Origin of the sequence: Haloechinothrix salitolerans (assembly GCF_042662605.1) — a bacterium.
Taxonomy (GTDB): Bacteria; Actinomycetota; Actinomycetes; order Mycobacteriales; family Pseudonocardiaceae; genus Haloechinothrix_A; species Haloechinothrix_A salitolerans.
This window is the reverse complement of record NZ_JBHSXX010000001.1, coordinates 634139-654508: the sequence shown is the minus strand read 5'-3', so window position 1 is coordinate 654508 and position 20370 is coordinate 634139. Positions and strand designations below refer to the sequence as shown.

At 67.7% G+C, this 20370-nt stretch carries 20 protein-coding genes, 1 tRNA gene and 1 pseudogene; 14 read left to right on the top strand and 8 right to left on the bottom strand.

The genetic code is table 11. The features are described 5' to 3' along the window. Positions 1-63: 63 nt before the first annotated feature. From ACFQGD_RS03155 to ACFQGD_RS03140, 4 genes and pseudogenes are all read left to right on the top strand, one after another. Complete coding sequence (locus ACFQGD_RS03155; RefSeq protein WP_345407142.1) at positions 64-321, top strand: hypothetical protein; 258 nt, start codon at positions 64-66, stop codon at positions 319-321. A gap of 376 nt (positions 322-697) precedes the next feature. Continuing rightward, complete coding sequence (locus tag ACFQGD_RS03150; RefSeq protein ID WP_034268500.1) at positions 698-1372, top strand: Crp/Fnr family transcriptional regulator; 675 nt, start codon at positions 698-700, stop codon at positions 1370-1372. A 31-nt stretch (positions 1373-1403) separates the two neighbouring features. Beyond that, entirely contained in the window at positions 1404-2222 is an 819-nt protein-coding gene (locus ACFQGD_RS03145; RefSeq protein ID WP_345407135.1) for a hypothetical protein, read from the top strand. 463 nt (positions 2223-2685) lie between these two features. After that, positions 2686-3903 (top strand): annotated as a pseudogene (locus ACFQGD_RS03140) (MFS transporter); the annotation flags it as partial. On the opposite strand, the gene ACFQGD_RS03135 reads toward ACFQGD_RS03140, so the two are convergent. From ACFQGD_RS03135 to ACFQGD_RS03120, 4 genes are read right to left on the bottom strand one after another with little or no spacing between them, the layout of a single operon-like run. Next, positions 3901-4680, bottom strand: a complete 780-nt coding sequence (locus ACFQGD_RS03135; protein WP_345407132.1) for an MBL fold metallo-hydrolase — start codon at positions 4678-4680, stop codon at positions 3901-3903. The pseudogene ACFQGD_RS03140 and the gene ACFQGD_RS03135 sit on opposite strands and share 3 nt — an antisense overlap. A 5-nt stretch (positions 4681-4685) precedes the next feature. After that, positions 4686-5507, bottom strand: a complete 822-nt coding sequence (locus tag ACFQGD_RS03130; RefSeq protein WP_345407561.1) for an NUDIX hydrolase — start codon at positions 5505-5507, stop codon at positions 4686-4688. A gap of 17 nt (positions 5508-5524) precedes the next feature. Continuing rightward, a complete protein-coding gene (locus tag ACFQGD_RS03125; RefSeq protein ID WP_345407129.1) occupies positions 5525-5989 on the bottom strand; it encodes a RidA family protein in 465 nt (154 codons plus the stop codon). A 5-nt stretch (positions 5990-5994) separates the two neighbouring features. Continuing rightward, entirely contained in the window at positions 5995-6156 is a 162-nt protein-coding gene (locus tag ACFQGD_RS03120; protein WP_157361826.1) for a DUF4177 domain-containing protein, read from the bottom strand. Positions 6157-6374: 218 nt separating this feature from the next. On the opposite strand from ACFQGD_RS03120, the gene ACFQGD_RS03115 reads away from it, so the two are divergent. The 3 genes from ACFQGD_RS03115 to bagB are packed head-to-tail and all read left to right on the top strand — an operon-like array spanning position 6375 to position 8835. After that, the gene (locus tag ACFQGD_RS03115) at positions 6375-6623 is read left to right on the top strand and encodes a hypothetical protein (RefSeq protein WP_345407123.1); all 249 of its coding nucleotides are present in this window, start codon (positions 6375-6377) and stop codon (positions 6621-6623) included. 56 nt (positions 6624-6679) lie between these two features. After that, a complete protein-coding gene (gene bagA, locus ACFQGD_RS03110) occupies positions 6680-7690 on the top strand; it encodes an ATPase BagA (RefSeq protein ID WP_345407120.1) in 1011 nt (336 codons plus the stop codon). Positions 7691-7716: 26 nt separating this feature from the next. Beyond that, the gene (gene bagB / locus ACFQGD_RS03105) at positions 7717-8835 is read left to right on the top strand and encodes an ATPase BagB (protein ID WP_345407558.1); all 1119 of its coding nucleotides are present in this window, start codon (positions 7717-7719) and stop codon (positions 8833-8835) included. Positions 8836-8892: 57 nt separating this feature from the next. Here the strand turns inward: bagB and ACFQGD_RS03100 are convergent, their stop codons facing one another. Next, the gene (locus ACFQGD_RS03100; protein ID WP_345407117.1) at positions 8893-9198 is read right to left on the bottom strand and encodes a WhiB family transcriptional regulator; all 306 of its coding nucleotides are present in this window, start codon (positions 9196-9198) and stop codon (positions 8893-8895) included. A 223-nt stretch (positions 9199-9421) separates the two neighbouring features. Between ACFQGD_RS03100 and ACFQGD_RS03095 the strand changes: the two genes are divergently transcribed. The 4 genes from ACFQGD_RS03095 to ACFQGD_RS03080 all read left to right on the top strand — a co-directional run bounded on the left by ACFQGD_RS03095 (position 9422) and on the right by ACFQGD_RS03080 (position 14719). Continuing rightward, positions 9422-11677, top strand: a complete 2256-nt coding sequence (locus ACFQGD_RS03095; RefSeq protein WP_345407114.1) for a transglycosylase domain-containing protein — start codon at positions 9422-9424, stop codon at positions 11675-11677. 53 nt (positions 11678-11730) lie between these two features. Next, positions 11731-12696: a metallophosphoesterase gene (locus ACFQGD_RS03090; protein WP_345407555.1), complete on the top strand. Its 966-nt coding sequence runs from the start codon at positions 11731-11733 to the stop codon at positions 12694-12696. Between the two features lie 29 nt (positions 12697-12725). Continuing rightward, positions 12726-12799, top strand: a tRNA-Pro gene (locus ACFQGD_RS03085). 96 nt (positions 12800-12895) lie between these two features. Then, on the top strand, positions 12896-14719 hold the full coding sequence (locus ACFQGD_RS03080; RefSeq protein WP_345407111.1) for a prolyl oligopeptidase family serine peptidase: 1824 nt from the start codon (positions 12896-12898) through the stop codon (positions 14717-14719). A 42-nt stretch (positions 14720-14761) separates the two neighbouring features. Here ACFQGD_RS03080 and ACFQGD_RS03075 read toward each other — a convergent pair whose 3' ends face one another. Then, positions 14762-15325, bottom strand: a complete 564-nt coding sequence (locus tag ACFQGD_RS03075; RefSeq protein WP_345407108.1) for an NADPH-dependent FMN reductase — start codon at positions 15323-15325, stop codon at positions 14762-14764. Positions 15326-15519: 194 nt separating this feature from the next. On the opposite strand from ACFQGD_RS03075, the gene ACFQGD_RS03070 reads away from it, so the two are divergent. Next, positions 15520-16536 (top strand): alpha/beta hydrolase, encoded by a 1017-nt coding sequence (locus ACFQGD_RS03070; protein ID WP_345407553.1) that lies wholly within the window; start codon positions 15520-15522, stop codon positions 16534-16536. Positions 16537-16611: 75 nt separating this feature from the next. Here the strand turns inward: ACFQGD_RS03070 and ACFQGD_RS03065 are convergent, their stop codons facing one another. Then, on the bottom strand, positions 16612-17187 hold the full coding sequence (locus ACFQGD_RS03065; protein ID WP_345407106.1) for a hypothetical protein: 576 nt from the start codon (positions 17185-17187) through the stop codon (positions 16612-16614). A gap of 422 nt (positions 17188-17609) precedes the next feature. Here ACFQGD_RS03065 and ACFQGD_RS03060 point away from each other — a divergent pair, with 422 nt between their 5' ends. Both ACFQGD_RS03060 and ACFQGD_RS03055 read left to right on the top strand, forming a co-directional pair. Then, positions 17610-18515 (top strand): serine/threonine dehydratase, encoded by a 906-nt coding sequence (locus tag ACFQGD_RS03060; RefSeq protein ID WP_345407103.1) that lies wholly within the window; start codon positions 17610-17612, stop codon positions 18513-18515. 17 nt (positions 18516-18532) lie between these two features. After that, entirely contained in the window at positions 18533-19420 is an 888-nt protein-coding gene (locus ACFQGD_RS03055; protein WP_345407100.1) for an alpha/beta hydrolase, read from the top strand. A gap of 10 nt (positions 19421-19430) precedes the next feature. On the opposite strand, the gene ACFQGD_RS03050 is transcribed toward ACFQGD_RS03055, so the two are convergent. Then, positions 19431-20132, bottom strand: coding sequence for a TetR/AcrR family transcriptional regulator (locus ACFQGD_RS03050; protein WP_345407097.1), 702 nt, complete (start codon positions 20130-20132; stop codon positions 19431-19433). Positions 20133-20370 lie beyond the last annotated feature (238 nt).

Below are 20370 nucleotides of genomic sequence, written 5' to 3'. Positions count from 1 at the left end.
AGAACACGCCGATCCGGGTCAAGCACCTGAACGATCGTCGAGACGTAAGCGAGGATTGACCTTATGACGGTCTGGTTCGTAGTCGCTGTTCCCCTGGTCGTACTCGTGTTCGCGCTGTTCATGGAGCGCGTGGAGAGCAGGCTTCGGAACGTGACCGTCAAAGAGGAAGACGTCGAGGAGTTCCTGGAGAAGGCACACCCCAACGAGGTGGGCGCGCTCTACGGTCAGGGCATCGGACGAGCTCTCGAGCTGTTCCGCCTACGCAGGGTCAGCGGTAAGGCGAACAAACTCCGTACGCGCAGGCCCGAGAGCGCACAGTAACGAGCTACCCCAGCTACCGGACCGGGTGGCAACGCCGCGTGACCGACGTCTAAGATCGCCTACTTGGCGGGTCGCGTCGCCGCGCGGTCACGAATCGGGCACTCACACGTGTGGGTTCGATCGAGACCGCGCCGACGCTGGCTGCCAGGGCATTCCGCGAGTACGCCCTAGACTGCACCACACAGGCCGGGCTACTCGCTGACGGCCTCGCGGTGGGCTCACCAAGCCCGTCGTCAGGTCGGAACAGCACGACAACCGGGCAAGACAGGCTGTGCCGACATAGAGTAGCCCGGGCGGTACATTGAGGCACAGTGACCAGCGACACGTGCCCGCGAGAGACGGCGGAGAACACGGTCGCGTGCGACAGGAGGCACAGGTGGACGAGGTCCTTGCCCGCGCGGGCATCTTCCAGGGCGTAGAACCAGCCGCGGCTGAGGCACTCGTGCAGACCTTGGAGAGCGTGGAGTTCCCCAGGGGGCACGTGATCTTCAACGAAGGCGAGCCAGGCGACAAGCTCTACATCATCCAGTCAGGCAAGGTGAAGATCGGACGCAAGTCCCCGGATGGCAGGGAGAACCTGCTCGGCATCTTCGGGCCCTCCGACATGTTCGGCGAGCTGTCCATTTTCGACCCAGGCCCGAGGACATCGAGCGCCGTCACCGTGACCGAGGTGCGCGCCGTGATCATGGACAGGGCCGCCCTGCGCCAGTGGATCTCGACCCGCCCGGAGATCTCCGAGCAGCTGCTCAGAGTGGTCGCGCGTAGGCTGCGCCGCACCAACAACATGGTCGCCGAGCTGATCTTCACCGACGTGCCTGGCCGCGTCGCCAAGGCGCTGCTGCAACTCGCGCAGCGCTTCGGCAGCCAGGAGGCAGGCCTACTGCGGGTCACCCACGACCTCACGCAGGAAGAGATCGCGCAGTACGTGGGTGCGTCCCGCGAGACGGTGAACAAGGCACTCGCCGACTTCGCCCAGCGCGGCTGGCTGCGACTGGAGGGCAAGAGCGTGCTCATCCTCGACCCGGAGCGACTGGCCCGCAGGGCTCGCTGATCTCCGGCGGTGTGGGGAGGGCCGGAAGTCGATGACGCACAATCCGTGGGGTGGTTGGCACCATGCCATGCCGCCCCCGCCGCCTACCCCACCACGCTCGAACAAGCGATGGCTCGTTGTCTTGATCGTCGCGGGCGTCGTGATAGTCGCCGCGGGTGTGGGTGTCGCGGCGTTCGCGGTGTCCGCATCGAACGACGATGACCCCACGCCGGCGCAACCTACCGCCGACGTCTCGTTCCCCACGGCAACCACGAGCACGACGACCCAACCGCTGCTACCAGGCGGGCCGCGACCGTGCTACCCAGACCGGCCCGACTTGTGGCGGTGCTTCCCGCCCGAGATCACCGCGCGCGGGCTCAGCGAGGCCATCGAGGCACGCCAGGGATGGCGGTGTTTTCGGCGCGGTGAGACCGACGACCGAGGTTTCGAGGTGTCTCGCGACGTCGAATGCGGGCGGATGTTCACCGCTAACGGCGAACTGATCACGCTCGACGTCGATATGGAGACCCAGCGCGAAGCGCCTAAACGGCCACTGCGCTCGATTACGGTCGCGGCGGGAGCCACCGGAGCGAACAGCAAGGTGGCCCGAAGGCGCACCGCGCGGTACATGGACGAGGCGTTCAAGCTGGCCGTCCGGGAGGTATGGCCGGACGGCGCCCGCCGCGGCGAGGCGAGCGCCGCTTTCAAGCAGGTCAGCGCGAAGTGTGACCGCCTGACCACCGACGACACCCCGAAGGCCATCACACCGCATGGCTACCAGATCGGCTGCACGCGGCCTATAGAGATCACGGTGGACGACAAAATCTCCGTGAGCCGAACCGCGATCATCACGGTTCCGCGCGACCTCTAACGGCCTGCGGTGACCGGTGCGGTGACATACGCCACCGCACCGACGCGCTAACGCTGTCGAGTTCGCGGGCGACACACAGCCGGAAAGCAGAAAAAGGAGCCGGGCGCCACCCCCGACGTGGCGCACCGGCTCCTTTCTCTGTATGCGCGGCCCATCCCCCGACGTTCCGCGCTCCCCGCCCTCCGGACATAGGCCCCGACCCAATCTGCCGGAGGGAGCTCTCACTATGTTCTTATCTCCACCATCGCCGACGGCGTCCACGACTTCAAGGCCGTTCACCCTCAAGGACGGTGCTGAGGGCGGATATGTTGCATAAGTCGGCACAAATCTTGCGTAACGTTACCCAATCGAAACCTGCTTCTCCCGGCCCTGCGCGACAACGGTTCGGTCGGTCGGCTGGTGTGAGTGAACCAACCAGAAATCGAGTGGTACTTCCGTACCACAATTAGCCATACTGGTACACGTGTCCAACAACGCCTCGCTCGCCGACTACCGCACCGCGCTGACCGCGCCAGGTGCCGGTGTGCCCGTACTGTGCTCGTTGCTCGCGCGCCTGCCGATCGCCATGATCGGCTTCTCCGTGCTGCTCTACACCCAGCACGTCACCGGCACGTTCGCGATCGCCGGCTTGGTCGGCGCTGGACTGCTACTCGGCGTCGCGGCGGGCTCCGTGGTTCAGGGCAGGATCATCGACCGGTTCGGACCAACCTGGCCGATCCTGCTAGCCACCGTGATCTTCACGGCCGCCGTCATCAGCCTGGTCCTGTCGATCGAACGCGGCGCACCCACCGCGCTTCTTGTGGCGCTCGCGGTCATGTCTGGCAGCAGCCAGCCCGGTGTGCCATCCGCCGCACGGTCGTTGTGGGCGCGGCTGCTGCCACCTGGCAACGCGCGCGACGCCGCCTACGCCTACGAGGCCATCTCCATGGAGGTGTTCTTCATCCTCGGCCCCGGCCTCGCCGGAATCATGTTGCTGACACCGTGGCCGGGCTCCGGCGTCGTCGCAGGCGCCGCCTGCATGGCGATCGGCTCGGTCGGTTTCGCGCTCACCCCGGCGGCCCGCGCGTGGCGAGCGCGCCCCAAGGGTGAGCACGCTGGCAGTGTCATGGGCGCGCTCAGCAGCGCGGGCATGCGCACGGTAGTGATCGCGGTGCTCGGCTTCGGCATCGTGATCGGGTTCGTCGAGGTCGCCGTGCCTGCCGTCGCGACCGACGCCGGCGAACCGACGATCGGCGGGCTGCTGCTGTCGGTATGGTCGCTCAGCTCCGTGCTGTTCGGCCTGTTCTTCAGCCTGCGGCCCTGGCCTCGCCCGCTGCCGCTACGGCTGCCGGTGCTGCTCGGCGGACACGGGGTGCTGGTAGGGATGCTGGTCCTGCCGACGGCGTTCGCGCCGACGTCGCTGCTGCTGCTCGCGGGCTGCATGGTGATCGCTGGCGCGCTCATCACCCCGCAAGCGACCAGTCACTCCACCGCGATCGACGTCGTCGCGCCACAAGGCACCGCGACGGAGGCGTTCGGCTGGGTGATCACCGCGGCGACGCTCGGGCTGGCCATCGGCCACTCGACCAGTGGGTTCGTCGTTGAGCGGTTCGGGCCGCCGATGTCGTTCCTCGCGGCGGCCTGCGCCGGACTCGCGCTCGCCGCGCTGGTGTGGGCACGGCGGCACACAATGCGGACGTCAACCCCGCCGGTTGAGGTAGTCGAGCTGCGCGCGGACACTGGCCTCGGCAGCTCCCCAGAGCTTGGGGTCGACGTCGGTGTAGACGAACTCGACGATCTGCCGAGGGCTGGCGTCCGCTCCTAGCTCGGCCAGCGCGCCGCGCACCTGGTTCAGCCGCTGCTCCCTGTGCTCCCGGTACTCACGAACGGTGGCGCGCAGGTTGGCCAGCTCCGGCCCGTGACCGGGCAGCCCGACGGCGCCTTCGGGCACCTCGGAGAGCAGGTCCAGCGAGTCGAGGTAGTCCCCGAGGTGGGAAAGCACCGTGGTGCCGTAGCCGAGGATGGTGTCCCCGGTCAGCACGTGCGTGGTGGCGCCGTGGCCGACAGTCAGGCACACCGAGTCGGCGGTGTGGCCGGGGGTGTGCAGGACGTCGAACCGCAGGCCGGCCGCGTCGACGACGTCGCCGTGGCCAATCGCGTCACCGCCACGGCACAACTCGGGCTCAGCGGCCCGCACCGGCGCGCCGACGCGCTCAGCGAAACCGGGAGCGCCATCGGCGTGGTCCGGGTGATGGTGGGTGAGTAGCACTAGCTCGACGTCACCCGCGGCCTCTACAAGCAGGTCGAGGTGTTCCTCATCGTCGTGGCCCGGGTCGACGACGACGCTGCCCGCCGCACCAGGCGCACGCAACACCCAGCTGTTGGTGCCTTCGAGCGTCATCGTCGACGGATTGTTCTCCAGCAGCACCGACGCGACGTCGCTGACGGGCCGCAGCTGGCCGTAGGCGGGATGCCGCATGCGTGTCACTCTCCTCGAGGCAGTGAAAACTCGACGCGCACGCCCTCGCTGTCGCGCACGATCGTCGGTTCGATCCGGGGAATCTCCCTGCGTGCGGCGAGCGCACTCGCCACAGTGTCGTACTCGGCGAGCTCGGCGAGCGTCACCCTTGTCGGCGGCATCATCGGACGCTGCCCCGCGTCGGCCTCGGCGAGCGCGTCGGCGGGCCGATGCCACGCGGAGGACTCCGTCTCGGACGTCGCGTCGTCGGCACGCTGTCCTTCTGGCAATGCCGCGAGGAAGAACCTGGCGTCGTAGCGACGCGGCTCCTCGGCGGGTGTCACCCAACTCGCCCATGGCCGCAACAGGTCAGCGCGCAGCACAAGCCCCGCGTCGTCCAGGAAGGCCGCCAGCGACAGGTCCCGCGAGATCAACGCCTCGCGGGCGTCGTGGTACGGCGTGGAGTCGGCGACGATCGCGCCGTCAGCGTCACCGGCGAGCAGCACGCCGGACTCCTCGAATGTCTCCCGCACGGCCGCGCACACCAGGCCCCGCGCGAGGGACGTCTCACAGCCGAACCAAGCGGCCCACGCCGAGGCGTCCGGCCCGTACCAAGCGACGGCGCTGGCGGTGCTGTCCATGTCGCGCTGGTCGAGTCCACCGCCGGGAAAGACGGTCATCCCGCCCGCGAAGGCCATACCAGCCACCCTGCGCTGCAGGAAGACCTCGATGCCATGGCCGCCACCGTGCGCGGCGGCATCGCGGACCAGCATCACTGTCGCCGCGTCCTTGGGCGTGGCAGGCACGTCGGGCAGCTTCGGCGGAACGAAGTCGTCCGGCAGCGGCACCGACCTGGGCCAGCTGGTCACGCTGATTCCCCGACCTCGACGATCATCTCCACCTCGACGGGTGCGCCGAGCGGTAGCTCAGCGACGCCGACCGCGGAACGGGCATGCTGACCCGCATCGCCGAAGACCTCGCCGAGCAACTCCGACGCGCCGTTGACGACACCTGGTTGACCGGTGAATCCCTCCGCGGAGGCCACGAAGCCGACGACCTTGACCACCCGCACGATCGAGTCGATGCCGACGAGCCCGTGCACGGCGGCGAGCGCGTTCAGCGCACAGGTACGAGCGTGCCCCTTGGCTTCGTCAGCGCTGACCTCACCGCCGACCTTGCCCGCGGCGGCGAGCGAACCATCGATGATCGGCAGCTGGCCGGACGTGTAGACCATGTTCCCGCTGCGGGTGGCGGGCACGTACGCCGCGACCGGCGGGACCACCGTCGGCAGGTCGATGTCCAGCTCGATCAGCCGTGCGCTCCAGCTCATCGCGCTCAGCCCTTCGGCCGCTTGAGGTAGGCGACGTGCTGCTCGCCAGTCGGGTTCGGCAGCACGGTGACGAGCTCCCAGCCGTCAGCGCCCCACTGGTCAAGGATCTGCTTGGTCGCGTGGATCAGCAGCGGAACCGTCGCGTACTCCCATGTGGTCGCGCTCATGCACCTGTCCCTTCGTTGCGTCACGCCGGCGGGCTCGCTCCGCGCTCAATGCCACTGACGGGCCACTGACCACGTCGCTACCGGTGCCGGTCGCGCTTCATTGCGTCGTGCCCGCAGCCTAGCGAGCCAACCCATGCCGACGACTGTCCCCCGCATGCCTGTCGCGGTTACACCTCCCCGCACCAGGGAGTTAACCAGCTCGGGTTAGGTTGTCGACCATGGAAGCATGGCGGATCATCGCGACGGCGCTGTTCGTCGCTGCCGGGATCACGCTGGTGCTGCTCACCATGGCGAAGGTGCGCGAACGGACTCACTCAGGCGGGCAGACCGCGGTCGCTGGTGCTATCGGCCTCGCCGCGATGGTGATCATCAGCGTCCTGATGATCACCACGCTCGCCGCACCACTGACCTGGGCGATCGTGATCACGGCTGGCGTCGTCGTCACCGCGATGGTGCTGGCTTTCTGAGCGTGCGATAACGCCCTTCACCCCAATAGAGGCATTCACCGGTTACTCTGACGGCCGTGACAACACCGCTCGGCGACTCTGGCTGGACCAAGGAACTCAGGCGGGCGCGCTTGCATTTCGTGACCGGCAAGGGGGGAACCGGGAAGACGACGGTCGCCGCGTCGCTCGCTCTCGCACTCGCCAGTGGCGGAAGGAGAGTGCTGCTGGTCGAGGTCGAAGGCAGGCAGGGCATCGCGCAGCTCTTCGACACCGAACCCATGCCTTACGGTGAGCGTCACCTCGTCTCGGCACCCGACGGCGGCGAGCTGTGTGCGCTGCACATCGACGCCGAGGCCGCGCTGCTCGAGTACTTCGAGATGTTCTACAACCTCGGCTTCGCGGGACGCACGCTGCGCAGGATGGGCGCGATCGAGTTCGCGACGACGCTCGCACCGGGTCTGCGGGACGTGCTGCTCACCGGAAAGATCAAAGAATGCGTCACCCGCAGGGAGTCCGACGGCCGCCACAGCTACGACCATGTCGTGGTCGACTCCCCGCCGACGGGGCGCGTTGTGAAGTTCCTCGACGTCACTCGCGCGCTCAGCGACATCACCAAGAGCGGACCAATCCGCGGACAGGCCGAGGGCGTCGTGAAGCTGCTGCACTCCCCGGAGACGGCGGTGCACCTGGTGACGCTGCTCGAGGAGATGCCCATCCGCGAAACGCTTGAGGCCGTCGACGACCTCGTCGAGGCGAAGCTGCGGCCCGGCGCGGTCCTGATCAACCGGGTGCGACCGCCGCGACTTCCCGCCCGCTCGATCACCGCCGCCGCGGATGGCAGGGTCAACTCCTCCCGGGTACGTTCCGGGCTGGAGGCCGCCGGTCTCGATCTCGCCCCTGAGGTGCTGGACGGCCTGGTCAACGAAACCGTGGAGCACGCGATTCGGGTGGCCGCCGAACGGTCGGCGATGGAGCAGCTCGGCGAGGCCAACCAACCACGCATCGAGATCCCGGACATCACAGAGGGCATCGACGTCGCATCGCTGTACGAGATCGCCGACCTGCTGGTCGAGAAAGGGGTGCGGTAGTGGTGGCGCAGGCGAGGCACCTCGACATGGACACCCTGATCGACAACCCGAAGACCAAGGTCGTCGTCTGCTGCGGCTCCGGCGGTGTGGGGAAGACGACGACGGCGGCTGCGCTCGCGTTGCGCGCCGCCGAGCGCGGCAGGACGACGGTGGTGCTGACCATCGACCCCGCCCGCAGGCTCGCGCAGGCGCTCGGGCTCGAGGAGCTCGGCAACGTGCCGAAAAGGGTCGAGCTGGAAGGTTTCGAGCCAGCCGGTGAGCTGTGGGCGATGATGCTGGACATGCGTCGCACGTTCGACGACATGATCATCGCGCACTCGGATCCTGACCGCGCCGAGGAACTGCTGGCCAGCCCGTTTTACCAGACGGTGTCCACGTCGTTCTCCGGCACGCAGGAGTACATGGCGATGGAGAAGCTGGGCCAGCTCGTCGCGGACGGCGAGTGGGACCTGATCATCGTCGACACCCCGCCGAGCCGGTCCGCGCTTGACTTCCTCGACGCGCCGAAGCGGCTGTCCAACGCGCTCGACACGCGGCTGATCAAGCTGCTGACCAGCCCTGCCCGCGCGGGTGGCTGGGGTGTGCGCAAGGCGTTCACCGCGGGGCTCGCGATGGCGACCAAAGCGGTGTCGACCGTGATCGGCGGGCAGTTGCTAACCGACGCATCGGCGTTCATGCAGGCGTTCAACAGCACGGCGGGCGGCTTCAAGGAACGCGCGGCCAAGACGGCGGAGCTGCTGCGCTCGCCGGGGACGTCGTTCCTTGTCGTGGCCGCGCCGGAACCGGACGCCCTGCGCGAGGCGAGCTACTTCGTGGAGCGGCTGTCCGACGAGTCGATGCCGCTCCAGGGCCTCGTCGCGAACCGGACGCACCCCGTACTGGCCGACCTGCCAGCGACGAAAGCTCTCGCCGCCGCTGAGGCACTCGAACGCGACGGCAACGGTCCGCTCGCGGCGGCCGTGCTGCGCCTGCATGCCGACCGTGTCACCCTTGACCAGCGGGAACAGCGCCTGCTCGCGCGCTTCACCCGCGCCCATCCCGGCGTCCCCGTCGTCGGGGTGCCCGCGCTGCCAAGCGACGTCAACGACATCGCTGGGCTGCGAGTGATCGGTGAGCGGCTGTCCGGCAATGGCCACGCGCGCTGAAAGACGCTTTCACCGCACCCAACGCAGAGAAAGCGTCTTTCACCGCATCCCGCTCCATCAACCCGCGCGGGCGGGCTGCTCCGCGTCGCCGTGCTCCCGGCGGGCCTCTTCGAGCAGGTCACGCCATGACTGGACGTCTGGCCTGCGGCGCAGGAGCGCGCGTCGCTCCCGCTCCGTCATACCGCCCCATACACCGAACGTGATCCGGTTGTCCAGCGCCTCGGCGAGACACTCCGTACGAACGGGGCAAGCCATGCAGACGAGCTTCGCCCTGTTCTGCTCCGCGCCCTTGACGAAGAGACCATCCGGATCGGTGTCGCGGCAGGCCGCTGCGGTGCGCCAGTCCGGTTCAGTGCTGTTCATACCCCCAGCTCCCTCATATCTGTCATGCTCACTTCTCCGCCCAACGGCGCTCCCCGCGCCAGTACGTGAGACGTTGACGGACTGTAGAGGCCATCGGTTCCCGCCGCCAACGTGGGTAATCCAAATTCACGCCGCGGTAACACACAGGGCGTGATCGTTCCGGCTGCTCGCACTACCACGCCAGGCAAGCGAGGCCCCAGCGGAGGCACGTAGCATCAGGGATGTGCGAACGACGGATGGCATATTCAAGCTGCTCGGCCTGTGCCTGCTGGCAGGAGTGCTGCTCGCCGGCATGATGTTCCCGTTCGTCGGGGGGCTCGGTGTCATGTCGAACAAGGCGAGCGCGACCGTCGACAACACGTCGACCGAGCTGGCGAACGTGCCGCCGCCGCTGGTCACTACGGTGACGGACGCCAAAGGCAAACCCATCGCGACGCTGTATCAGCAGTACCGCATCCCCACCGCGAGCGACCAGATCTCCGACGCCATGAAGTGGGCGCTGATCTCCATTGAGGACAAGCGCTTCTACGAGCACGACGGCGTCGACTGGAAGGGCACCGTGCGTGCGGCGATCAGCAACACGCAGGGCGGAGACACCCAGGGTGCGTCGACGCTGACACAGCAGTACGTCAAGAACTACCTGATCAACGTCGTCTACTGGAACGACGACAACCCGAAGCACCTCATCGGCAGGCAGAAGGCCCAGGAACAGACCATCGCGCGCAAGCTCAAGGAAGCGCGGATCGCGGTCCAGCTCGAGACGAAGATGAGTAAGGAGGAGATCCTTACCGGGTATCTCAACATCGTCGAGTTCTCCCGCCGCATCTTCGGCGTCGGCGCCGCCGCTCGCGCGTACTTCGGTGTCTCGGCGAAGGAGCTGGACGCCGCCCAAGGCGCGCTGCTGGCGGGCATGGTCAACAACCCGACCGCGCTCGACCCGTGGAACCACCCCGAGGACGCGAAGAAGCGGCGCAACCTCGTGCTGGACAAGATGGTGGAGAACCGCAAGCTCAGCGAAGCGGACGCCGAGGAACTCAAGAACCAGCCGCTCGGCGTGCTGCCGGGCGGGCCTCGCAAGCCGCCTGCCAACTGCGTAGGCGCGGGACCTGACCACGGCTTCTTCTGCCAGTACGTCGAGGACTACCTGCTGCGCGCCGGAATGGACAAGGACGACCTCTACACCGGCGGCTACACCATCAGGACGACGCTCAATCGCAAGGCGAACAAGGTCGCCAAGGACTCGGCCGAGTTCCAGGTGAGCAAAACCGAGCCGAACGTCGCGAACACGCTGTCGCTGGTCAAACCGGGCAAGAAGCGCCACAAGGTCGTCGCGCTCGCGGCCAACAAGGACTACGGGCCGGACAAGAGCAAGGGCCAAACCGTCTACGCGCTGCCGTCGGACGTCATCAACCTTGGTGGCGCGGGCTCGACGTTCAAGATCTTCACCGCGGCGGCGGCTATGCAGGAGCGCGTCGTTGGAATCTACGACAAAATCTCGGCACCCAACTTCCACATCTCCCCGGTCTTTTCCGCGAGCGATCAAGACGCGTGCCCCGGTAATCCACAATACTGCGTGCAGAACTACCCAGGCGCGACATTCGGCGGACAGATCACGCTGCAAGACGCACTGGCAAAGTCACCAAACACCGCGTTCGTGATCCTCGAAGAGAAAACCGGCATGGGCCCAGTCGTGAACATGGCGAAGAAGCTCGGGATGCGGCGCTCCCTCGCCGCGAACGGCCAGGGCGACACGCCTGACCCGCAGGCGGAGGACGCCGATTTGCGAGTAAGTCAGGCCAAGATATTCAAACCAAGCGAGTACTCACCGGGCGGTGGATCGTTCACGCTCGGCCCTGTCGCAGTCAGTGGGCTTGAGCTGGCCAACGTCGCCGCGACCATCATGAGCGGCGGCGTGTGGTGCCCACCAACTCCAATCGCCAAGGTCACAGACCGCAACGGCAACACCGTCAAGATCCAAGAGGAGCCCTGCGAGCGCGTTATTCCGAAGCCGCTGGCCGATACCCTCGCCGTCGGGTTGAGCAAGGACCACACGGGCGGGACCGCGACCGGCGCCGCCGCCAAGGTGGGCTGGGATCGACCGATGATCGGCAAGACGGGTACCGCGCAGAACGCCCAAGCGTCGACGTTCGTTGGCGCGACGCCCCAGTTGGCGGGTGCCGCGATGGTGTTCCGGCCGGACTCTCCGATCGGCAGCCTGTGCTACGCGGGACCAGGCAATGTGCGCGCGTGCGAGCTCGGGACCGGCAACATGCAGGGTGCCCGCACCCCGGCGGACACCTGGTTCGGCGCGATGAAGAAGATCCACGCGAACTTGCCGAAGAAGGACCTGCCGAAGCCGGACCCGAAGTACGCGCGGATGCACTCGACCCCAGATGAAACCGAAACCACCGAGGGCGAAGACCAGAACGGCGACGAGGGACCGAACGAGAGCAACGATGGAGAGGACGGGGGCAACTAGTCCCCGTGAGCCACAGTATCCTGACTCGGGTGGATACCGCCCCTCACCGCAGGATGAGCCCCGCCCGCCGCCGTGCCCGTCGACTGGGTCTCGCGACTGTGACACTCGGCGCGACGACCTTCGCCTACGCGGCTGGCATCGAACGGCGACGCTTCACCCTGCGGACGGCAGAGCTGCCTGTGCTCGCCCGCGACGCCAGGCCGCTGCGGGTCCTACACATTTCCGACCTGCATATGTTGCCGAGCCACACGGCCAAGCAGCGCTGGGTGGCGTCGCTGGCCGAACTGGAGCCGGACCTCGTCGTCAACACCGGCGACAACCTCTCCCACGCGGCAGCGGTGCCTTCGGTGTTGCGGGCGCTCGGGCCACTGCTGCCCTTCCCAGGGCTTTTCATTTTCGGTAGCAACGACTACTTCGGGCCGAAGCCGAAGAACCCGGCGCGGTATCTGTTCGAGAACGTGGAGAATCGCCAGCATATCCACGGCCCCCCGCTGCCGTGGCAGGATCTGCGCGCGGCTTTCATCGAACGCGGCTGGCATGACCTCACCCACACCAGGGAGACGATCACCGTCGCGGGCCAGCGGATCGTCGCGGCCGGTGTGGACGACCCGCACCTGCACTACGACCGCTACAGCGAGATCGCCGGCAAGCCGGACGCCGACGCGGCGCTGCGGCTCGGCATCACCCACTCACCGGAGCCCAGGGTGCTGGACCCGTTCGCATCGGACGGCTACGACCTTGTCCTCGCCGGTCACACCCACGGCGGCCAGCTGCGAATCCCCGGCATCGGCGCGCTGGTAACCAATTGCGAGCTGGACCGCTCGCGGGCGCGCGGCGCCTCACGCTGGGGTTCGGACATGTGGCTGCACGTTTCCGCGGGCCTCGGCACGTCGCCGTTCGCGCCGGTGCGGTTCGCCTGCCCACCTGAAGCGAGCCTGCTGACCCTGGTGCCGCGCGGCTCGACGTCCGCGGAAGCAGCGGGGGAGTCCCGGTTCAAGACCGGAATCGGCGTCCGTTAGACTCGTTCCCGGCCCGAGATACACGGCATCGGGGTGTGGCGCAGCTTGGTAGCGTGCCTCGTTCGGGTCGAGGAGGTCGTGGGTTCAAATCCCGCCACCCCGACGCAACGGAAGCGGCCCAGGTCCACTACGGACTTGGGCCGCTTTCTCATGTTTAGGGCCACGCTCTCGCCGTCCGGCGACGTGGCACCATCTACCCGTGACCACTCACCCTGAACCGACGGTGCCGGACAGCCTGTTCGCCGACCCAGCGGCCGAAGCCCGGTGGCGCGCCCGCTTCACCGCGGCGCGGATGTCCTCGCCTGACTGGGCCCGCGACGAGCCATCGGCCAACATCTACGTCTCCAATGTCAGCGGCGTATTCGAGATCTATGCCTGGAATCGCGCCACCGACGAGCACCGCAAGGTCACCGACCGGCCCAACGGCACGGTGCATGGCGCCATAGCCCCGGACGGACGGGCGATCTGGTGGTTCAACGACACCGACGGCGACGAGTACGGCCACTGGGTCCACGAGCCGTTCACGGCGGACGACGCCGATCCGGCGCGCCTGCCGGACATCCCAGACGGCTACCCAGCCGGTCTCGAACTCGGCCGCGACGTCACGGCCGTCGGGGTGTCCACCGATGACGGCACCACGATCTACACCCACGCTGGCGGCGCCACCCGCACGGCGTATGCCAGCGAGCACGATGCCGGGGTCGCCGCGCTCTCCCGTGACGAGGCACTGCTCGCGATCAGCCACTCGGAACACGGCGACTCCCGCCACCCCGCGCTGCGGGTGCTGGCGACGGACGGTTTCGGCATGGTCACCGAGAAGTGGGACGGGCCCGGAAAGGGCCTCGATGCGCTGGAGTTCTCGCCAGTTCCAGGCGACCAGCGGCTCCTGGTGCTACACGAGCGGCATGGCAAGGAAGAGCTGCTGATCTGGGACGTCGCGCGCGACACCGAGACCGAGATCTCGCTCGACCTACCCGGGGAAGTGGCCGCGACCTGGTACCCGGACGGCACGGCACTGCTCGTCGTCCACTTCCACTCCGGCCGCAGCACGCTGCACAGCTACGACCTCACCACTGGCGTCCTGACCGACATCAGCACGCCGCCCGGCCGGATCGGCGGCGCGGGTGTCCGGCCGGACGGCACGATCGAGTACGCCTGGTCCAGCGCGAAGACGCCGCCAGCGATCCGCGCCCGCTCGGTGACCGGCGAGGACACCGTGCTGCTTACCCCACCGGGAGAACGGGCACCGGAGTCCGTCTCGATCACGGACGCGTACGTCGACGGCCCCGGCGGGCCGATCCACACGCTCATCTCGCGACCCGCCGACGCCCCTGACGGCCCGCTGCCCACGATGTTCTCCCTGCATGGCGGCCCGCACGCCGCTGACGAGGACCGGTTCTCCGCCTACCGCGCGGTCTGGGTCGACGCCGGGTTCGCTGTCATCGAGGTGAACTACCGTGGCTCCACCGGCTACGGCTCGGCATGGCGAGACGCGATCGAGGGACGGCCAGGGCTCACCGAGCTGGAAGACGTCGCCGCCGTGCACGACTGGGCGGTCGCGAACGGCGTCGCCGACCCAGACAAGTGCGTGGTAAACGGGGCGTCCTGGGGCGGCTACCTCTCGCTGCTCGCGCTCGGTACGCAGCCGGAGCGCTGGGCGGCGGGTATCTCAGTAGTGCCGGTGGCCGACTACGTCACGGCCTACTACGACGAGATGGAACAGCTTCGCGCGTTCGACCGGGCGCTGTTCGGCGGTTCACCGGAAGACGTGCCCGAGGTGTACCGGAAGTGCTCACCGCTGACGTACGTCGACGAGGTCAGCGCCCCAGTGCTGGTCCTGGCTGGCGACAACGACCCGAGGTGCCCGATCCAGCAGATCGAGAACTACCTGGACCGGCTCGCGAAGCGGGGCGCGCGATACGAGTTCTACCGGTACGACGCCGGCCACGGCTCCCTCGTGGTCGCCGAGACCATCAAGCAGACCGCCATCGAGGTCGACTTCGCGCTCCGCACGCTCGGCTGAGGGCTCCGCGAGTCCCGACTTCCGGGCGAGCAGATCCAGACGTCACCGTCGGGCGAAGTCGACGACCTGCTCGCCGATGGTGCGCAGCGTCGTCTCCACCTTGGCGTCGCTGGCCTGACCGTTCTCGTCGAACTTCGTCTCCACCGAGTTCACCGCGCCACCAAGTGGGGTCGGCCAGCCGCGAAGCGCGTGCACCGTCGTGCGGAGCTGGTTCAGCGTCGTCACGGCCGCCTGCCAACCGTACGCGACGGCGACCGTGCCGACCGCGCGGCCGTGGAGGTAGGGACGCGCGTCGTGACGGAGATCCTCCACGTAGTCGAGGGCATTTTTCACCAAACCGGATGGTCCGCCGTGATAGCCGGGCGACACCACGACCAGCCCGTCGGCGGCGCGAATCGCCGCCACTAGATCGCGCGCCGCGTCACTGCGTTCGTCGATGGCGATGTCGTAGAACGGCAGCACGAGCCGATCGCCCGTGATCTCCACCGTGCTCGCACCTGCGCTTTTGGCGCCAGCGAGCACGGCGCGCAACGCATGTTCGGACTGCGAACCCTCCCGCAGGGATCCGCCAATGCCTACCACGGTGATCGCCCGATTACCGGCCATGCCTCATTCTCCTCACGACGGCTCGATATGCACCGTACGACTTCGAGCCCGATGGAGGTCCACCCGACGTGTGCTTGCTCGCACTCCCACGACGCCAAGGGACCATGCCAGACTGCGGATGACCCGGTCATCAGAGGAGGACACCAGTGCCGAGACTTGCCGAGCGCATTCCGATTCCGGTGCAAGCAGCGACCATGCGAGCCGCGATGGCGTTGCCCCGCCACATCCGGCGGCTCATGGCGGGTAGGCCGATCGAATTGGACGGGCAGACGCTCGACGTCGACGCCCAACTGATGCTGCGCATCAACCAGTTCGCCGGGATTCAGCTCGCTGCCGCGTCACCCGAAGAGGCACGGACGAACCTCAACGCCTCAGCCAAGATCGCCGAGCGTGCCAGCAGGCCACCGATGCGAAGCAGGCCGGTGCGCATCCCCGCGCGCGGGGGTGAGCTGTACTCCCGGCTCTACATACCGAACCATGTCGGCGAGAACGCCCCACTGCTGGTGTTTTACCACGGTGGCGGCTGGGTCGTCGGCAACGTTGAAACTCACGATGACGCGGTGCGTTTCCTCGCGCAGCATGCCGGGGTGCGGGCACTGAGCGTCGACTACCGGCTCGCGCCGGAGCACCCGTTCCCCGCCGCCGTCGAGGACGCCATCGACACCTATGAGTACGTCGTCGCCAACGCCGAACAGCTGGGCGCCGACCCGAACCGGATCGCGGTCGGCGGCGACAGCGCCGGCGGCAACCTCGCGGCGGTCGTGGCGCAGCAAGCCAAGGACAACGGCGGCAACCTGCCCGCGTTCCAGCTGCTGATTTACCCCGAGGTCGACTTCGTCAACCGGCGGGCGTCCCGGAAATTCTTCAGCGAAGGCTTCTTCCTCACCGACGACGACATGAACTGGTTCGAGGGCCATTACGTGCCGGAGGGTGCCGACAAGTCCGACCCTCGGCTGTCACCATTGCTCGCCAAAGACCTCAGCGGGCTGCCGCCCGCCGCCGTGATCACCGCCGGTTTCGACCCGCTGCGCGATAACGGCGAGGCGTACTACGACGCGTTGAAAAAGGCGAGTGTCCCGGTCACGCTGCACCGACATTGGGACCTTATCCACGGTTTCATTAACCTGCTCGGAATCAGTCCCCGGTTCCGCGAAGCGACGCTGGAAATCGCGGGTGTGCTGCGAACGGGACTCGACCTGACCGCGAAATAGCGGAATCCGGCGCCGGGGCTACCGGCGCCGGATTCCTTCCCCCATCAGAAACGCTAAGAATGGCCGACAGACGCGTTATGGCGTTGGCACCGGGAGCCCGCCACCGTCGCCACCTTCGGTGACGTCACCGACGTCCGGTGCTTCCGGAGCGCCGCCACCGACGCCGGGCACACCGAGGTCGGACACCGACGGCACGCCGCCGAGAATGCTGTCGATCAAGGCCGACAACGTCGTCAGCAGGCTCTTCAGCAACGACCGCAGCAGCGCGACCGGGTCGGGCAGCCCCCCGATTCGCGCCTGGACATCCGCCAGCGCCGCCTCGACTTCGTCGGTTTGCGCCGATGCCTGTTTGGCCAAGGTGACGGTCTCGCTGGAGATCGAACTACGTTGCCCGCTGACGATGCCGGTGACGAGTGTCTTTGTCTCGTCGAGGGCGAATCCCATCGCGGTGAAGTTGGACTGTTCCATGGTGTCGGCGAGTTCGACGCGAAGCTCACTGAGATGGCCCGCGACGTCGACCATGCTGGCTGAACTGGAACCGGTGCCGATGACGTCGTCCGACGGACTTGCCCCTGCGACTCCCGCGCCAGTCACCGAAAGGATGCTTCCGGTCGCGATAATGGCAATCGTGCGAGCGATTTTGCCTTTCATTGCGTACTCCTCACAGCGTCCGTGTCCGCCCTGAAATGGGCTGTTTGTGGCGCTGGAATCATCCGTACTCCTCGGTTGGGCCGACCACTACTCGCCCTCACCACTCCGGTGGACAGCAGGGCGGAAGAACCGGTGACAACCGGTCGGCTGGTGACCCCGATACGAATGAGCCGCAAGCACCCACACAGGAGTCAGACCAGTTACTTTGCGCAACCAAATGGCCGTGACTTCACGTCGACCTCACTCGACGGCGGCCCACACCTCACCCGGGTAGGTCATGTTGATCTACGACCCTCAGCAAGATCACCCACAAGGCTTGATCACGCCAACCGGGCAACCTAAGCCGCCGCGAGTCCCGACCTCCCCTGCCGCGAGTCCCCCGGTACGGCGCCGCGTGTTCCGGGTTCGGCAGACTGGGTCTCGTGCGAATCCCCACCGCTATCGACGTCGATACCGCCGCTACCCGCGTCCACGGCCACGTCCGGCACACACCGCTGTTGCGCACGGAGATCGGCGACAGAGAGTGCCTGCTCAAGCTGGAACACCTCCAGCGCACCGGTTCCTTCAAGCTCCGAGGCGCCGTGAACGCGCTGGCCAGCGGTGAGCGGCCAGAGCAAGTGATCACCGCGTCCGGCGGCAACCACGGCCTCGGCGTCGCCACCGCCGCGAAGAGCCTAGGACTCCCGGCCACGGTGTACGTGCCGGAGACCGTCCCCGAGGCGAAGGCGCGCCGTATCGAGCGATCGGGCGCCACACTGATCCGGCACGGCACGACCTACGCGGAGTGCGCCGCGGCCGCGCATGACGCAGCCACACGGACCGGCGCGCGCTATGTCGAGGCGTACAACGACCCGGACGTCGTCGCAGGTCAAGGCACCATGGCGCGGGAGATCGCGCGGGACGCGCCGGACGTCGACGCCATCGTCGTCGCGGTGGGTGGCGGCGGACTCGCGGCAGGCACCGCGCTCGGCTCGGACGGCAGAAAGACCGTCGCCGTCGAGCCACACGGGTGCGGTTGCCTGCACCAAGCACTCCACGCGGGCGAGCCGGTGGACACCGACGTCGACTCTGTGGCGGCATCCGCGCTTGGCGCCACCCGGATCGGTGACATCCCGTTCGCCGTGCTGGCCTCGGCCGACGTCACGTCGGTGCTGGTGACCGACGACGAGATCCTCACCGCGCGTGACCTGCTGTGGGAGGAGTTCCGACTCGCCGTGGAACCGGCCGCGGCCGCGCCACTCGCGGCGTTCGCGGCGGGCCGCATACCAGGCGACCTGCCGTGTCTGGTGCTGTGCGGCGCCAACACAACATGGACGCCCTCGACATGACGAGGCACGATAACCCCATGTCTCGCACTGACTTGACGTTCACCTCGCACGGCGCAGAGTGCGCTGCCTGGCTGTACCGACCGGACGGAGATGGCCCGCATCCGATCGTCGTCATGGCGCACGGCTTTTCCGCGACGCGAGAGCTGCGCCTCGACGCCTACGCGGAGCGGTTCGTCGCGGCGGGCCTCGGCGTGCTGCTGTTCGACTACCGGCACTTCGGCGCGAGCGGCGGCGAGCCGCGCCAACTCCTGGACATCGGCAAGCAGCTGGACGACTGGCGCGCGGCGATCGCGGAGGCTCGCAACGTCGACTGGGCCGACCCGAACCGGGTGGCGCTGTTCGGCTCGTCGTACTCCGGCGGGCACGTCGTCACGCTCGCCGCCGAGGACAGGAGGATCGCCGCGATCGTGGCGCAGTGTCCGTTCTCCGACGGGCTCGCGACGTTGCGTGCGGTCGGCCCGAAGCACGCGGCGTCGTTGACGGTGCACGCCTTGCGCGACCAGATCAACGCCGCGCTCGGTAAACCCCCGCACTACCTACCCGCGGTCGCCGACCCCGGCAGCCCCGGCGTAATGACCACGCACGACGCCAAGCCCGGCATGATGGCGTTGGTCCCGCGGGACACGGTGTGGGAGAACCGGGTCGCCGCCCGCATCGGGCTGCGCGTACCGCTGTACCGGCCTGGCACGAAGGCCAAGCATGTCCAGTGCCCCGCGCTGTGGTGCATCACCGACCAGGACACGCTCTGTCCCGGCGACAACACGGCCAAGTGGGCGGCGCAAGCCCCGCGCGGCGAGGTGAAGCGGTACCCGATCGGGCACTTCGACATCTATGTCGGCGACAGCTTCGAACGCGCGGTGGCCGACCAGACCGAGTTCCTGCGCCGCCATCTGCTGCCGGGCTGAGCAACGCGTGTTACTCGGCTGGCAGGCCCATCAGGTCGGCCATGCAGCCCACCGCGTGCTCGAAGAACTCGTCGGCAGGATCAGCGCTGCCGACGAGGTGTCCGAACAACTCGAAGCTGACCATCCCGAACAACTGCGTCCAGGCGACCAACGCCCGCGCAAGCACTTCGGACGGCACGTCCGGCGCGATGGCCGTCGCGACGCCCTCGGCCTGCTCGGCAAGACCGGGCCGCAATGGCGGCGCCTGGACCTGGCGCAGCTCTCCCGCCGCCCAGCCATCGGCCAGCAGCTTTCCCAGCACCACGGCGACCCGGCTCGCAGGAGCGATGGTTTCCTCCGGCGCGCGGTAACCGGGCACCGGCGAGCCGAAAATCAGCGCGTACTCCTGGCTGCGCTGCCGTGCCCACGTCCGCACTCCGGCGCACAACGCCTGCCACCTTGCACGGATGTACTCGCGCGGCACGTGACTTTCGACGTCTTCGACCGCCGCACCGAGCGAGTCATACGCGTCGATGATCAACGCGGTGAGCAGGTCATCGCGGCTGGGAAAGTACCGGTAGATCGCGGACGACGCCATGCCGAGCTCGCGCGCGATCGACCGAAGCGACAACCGCTGTGGCCCCTCGGCGACGACTTGCCGCAGCGCCTCCGCCTTGATCGCACTGGTGAGTTCGTCGCGGGCGCGCTGCCGCGCCGTCCGAACGGCGTTCATAACGTGTCAGTGTGCCACAGGCGAGGTCAGTGTTCCTGTTTGTGAGCACTGCTCTCTAAGGAGAGCAATGGCCGCCATCCATCACCAGGAACCCGGCAGACTGGTTCGGACGTCGAACGCGGCCGTGGCTGCACTGCTGCGGCTCGGCGTCCCGCTGTTCGGCGCGCACGTGCTGGGAGTGCGCGGGCGAACCAGTGGGCAACTGCGCACCGTGGGAATGGCAGGTGCGCCCGTACGT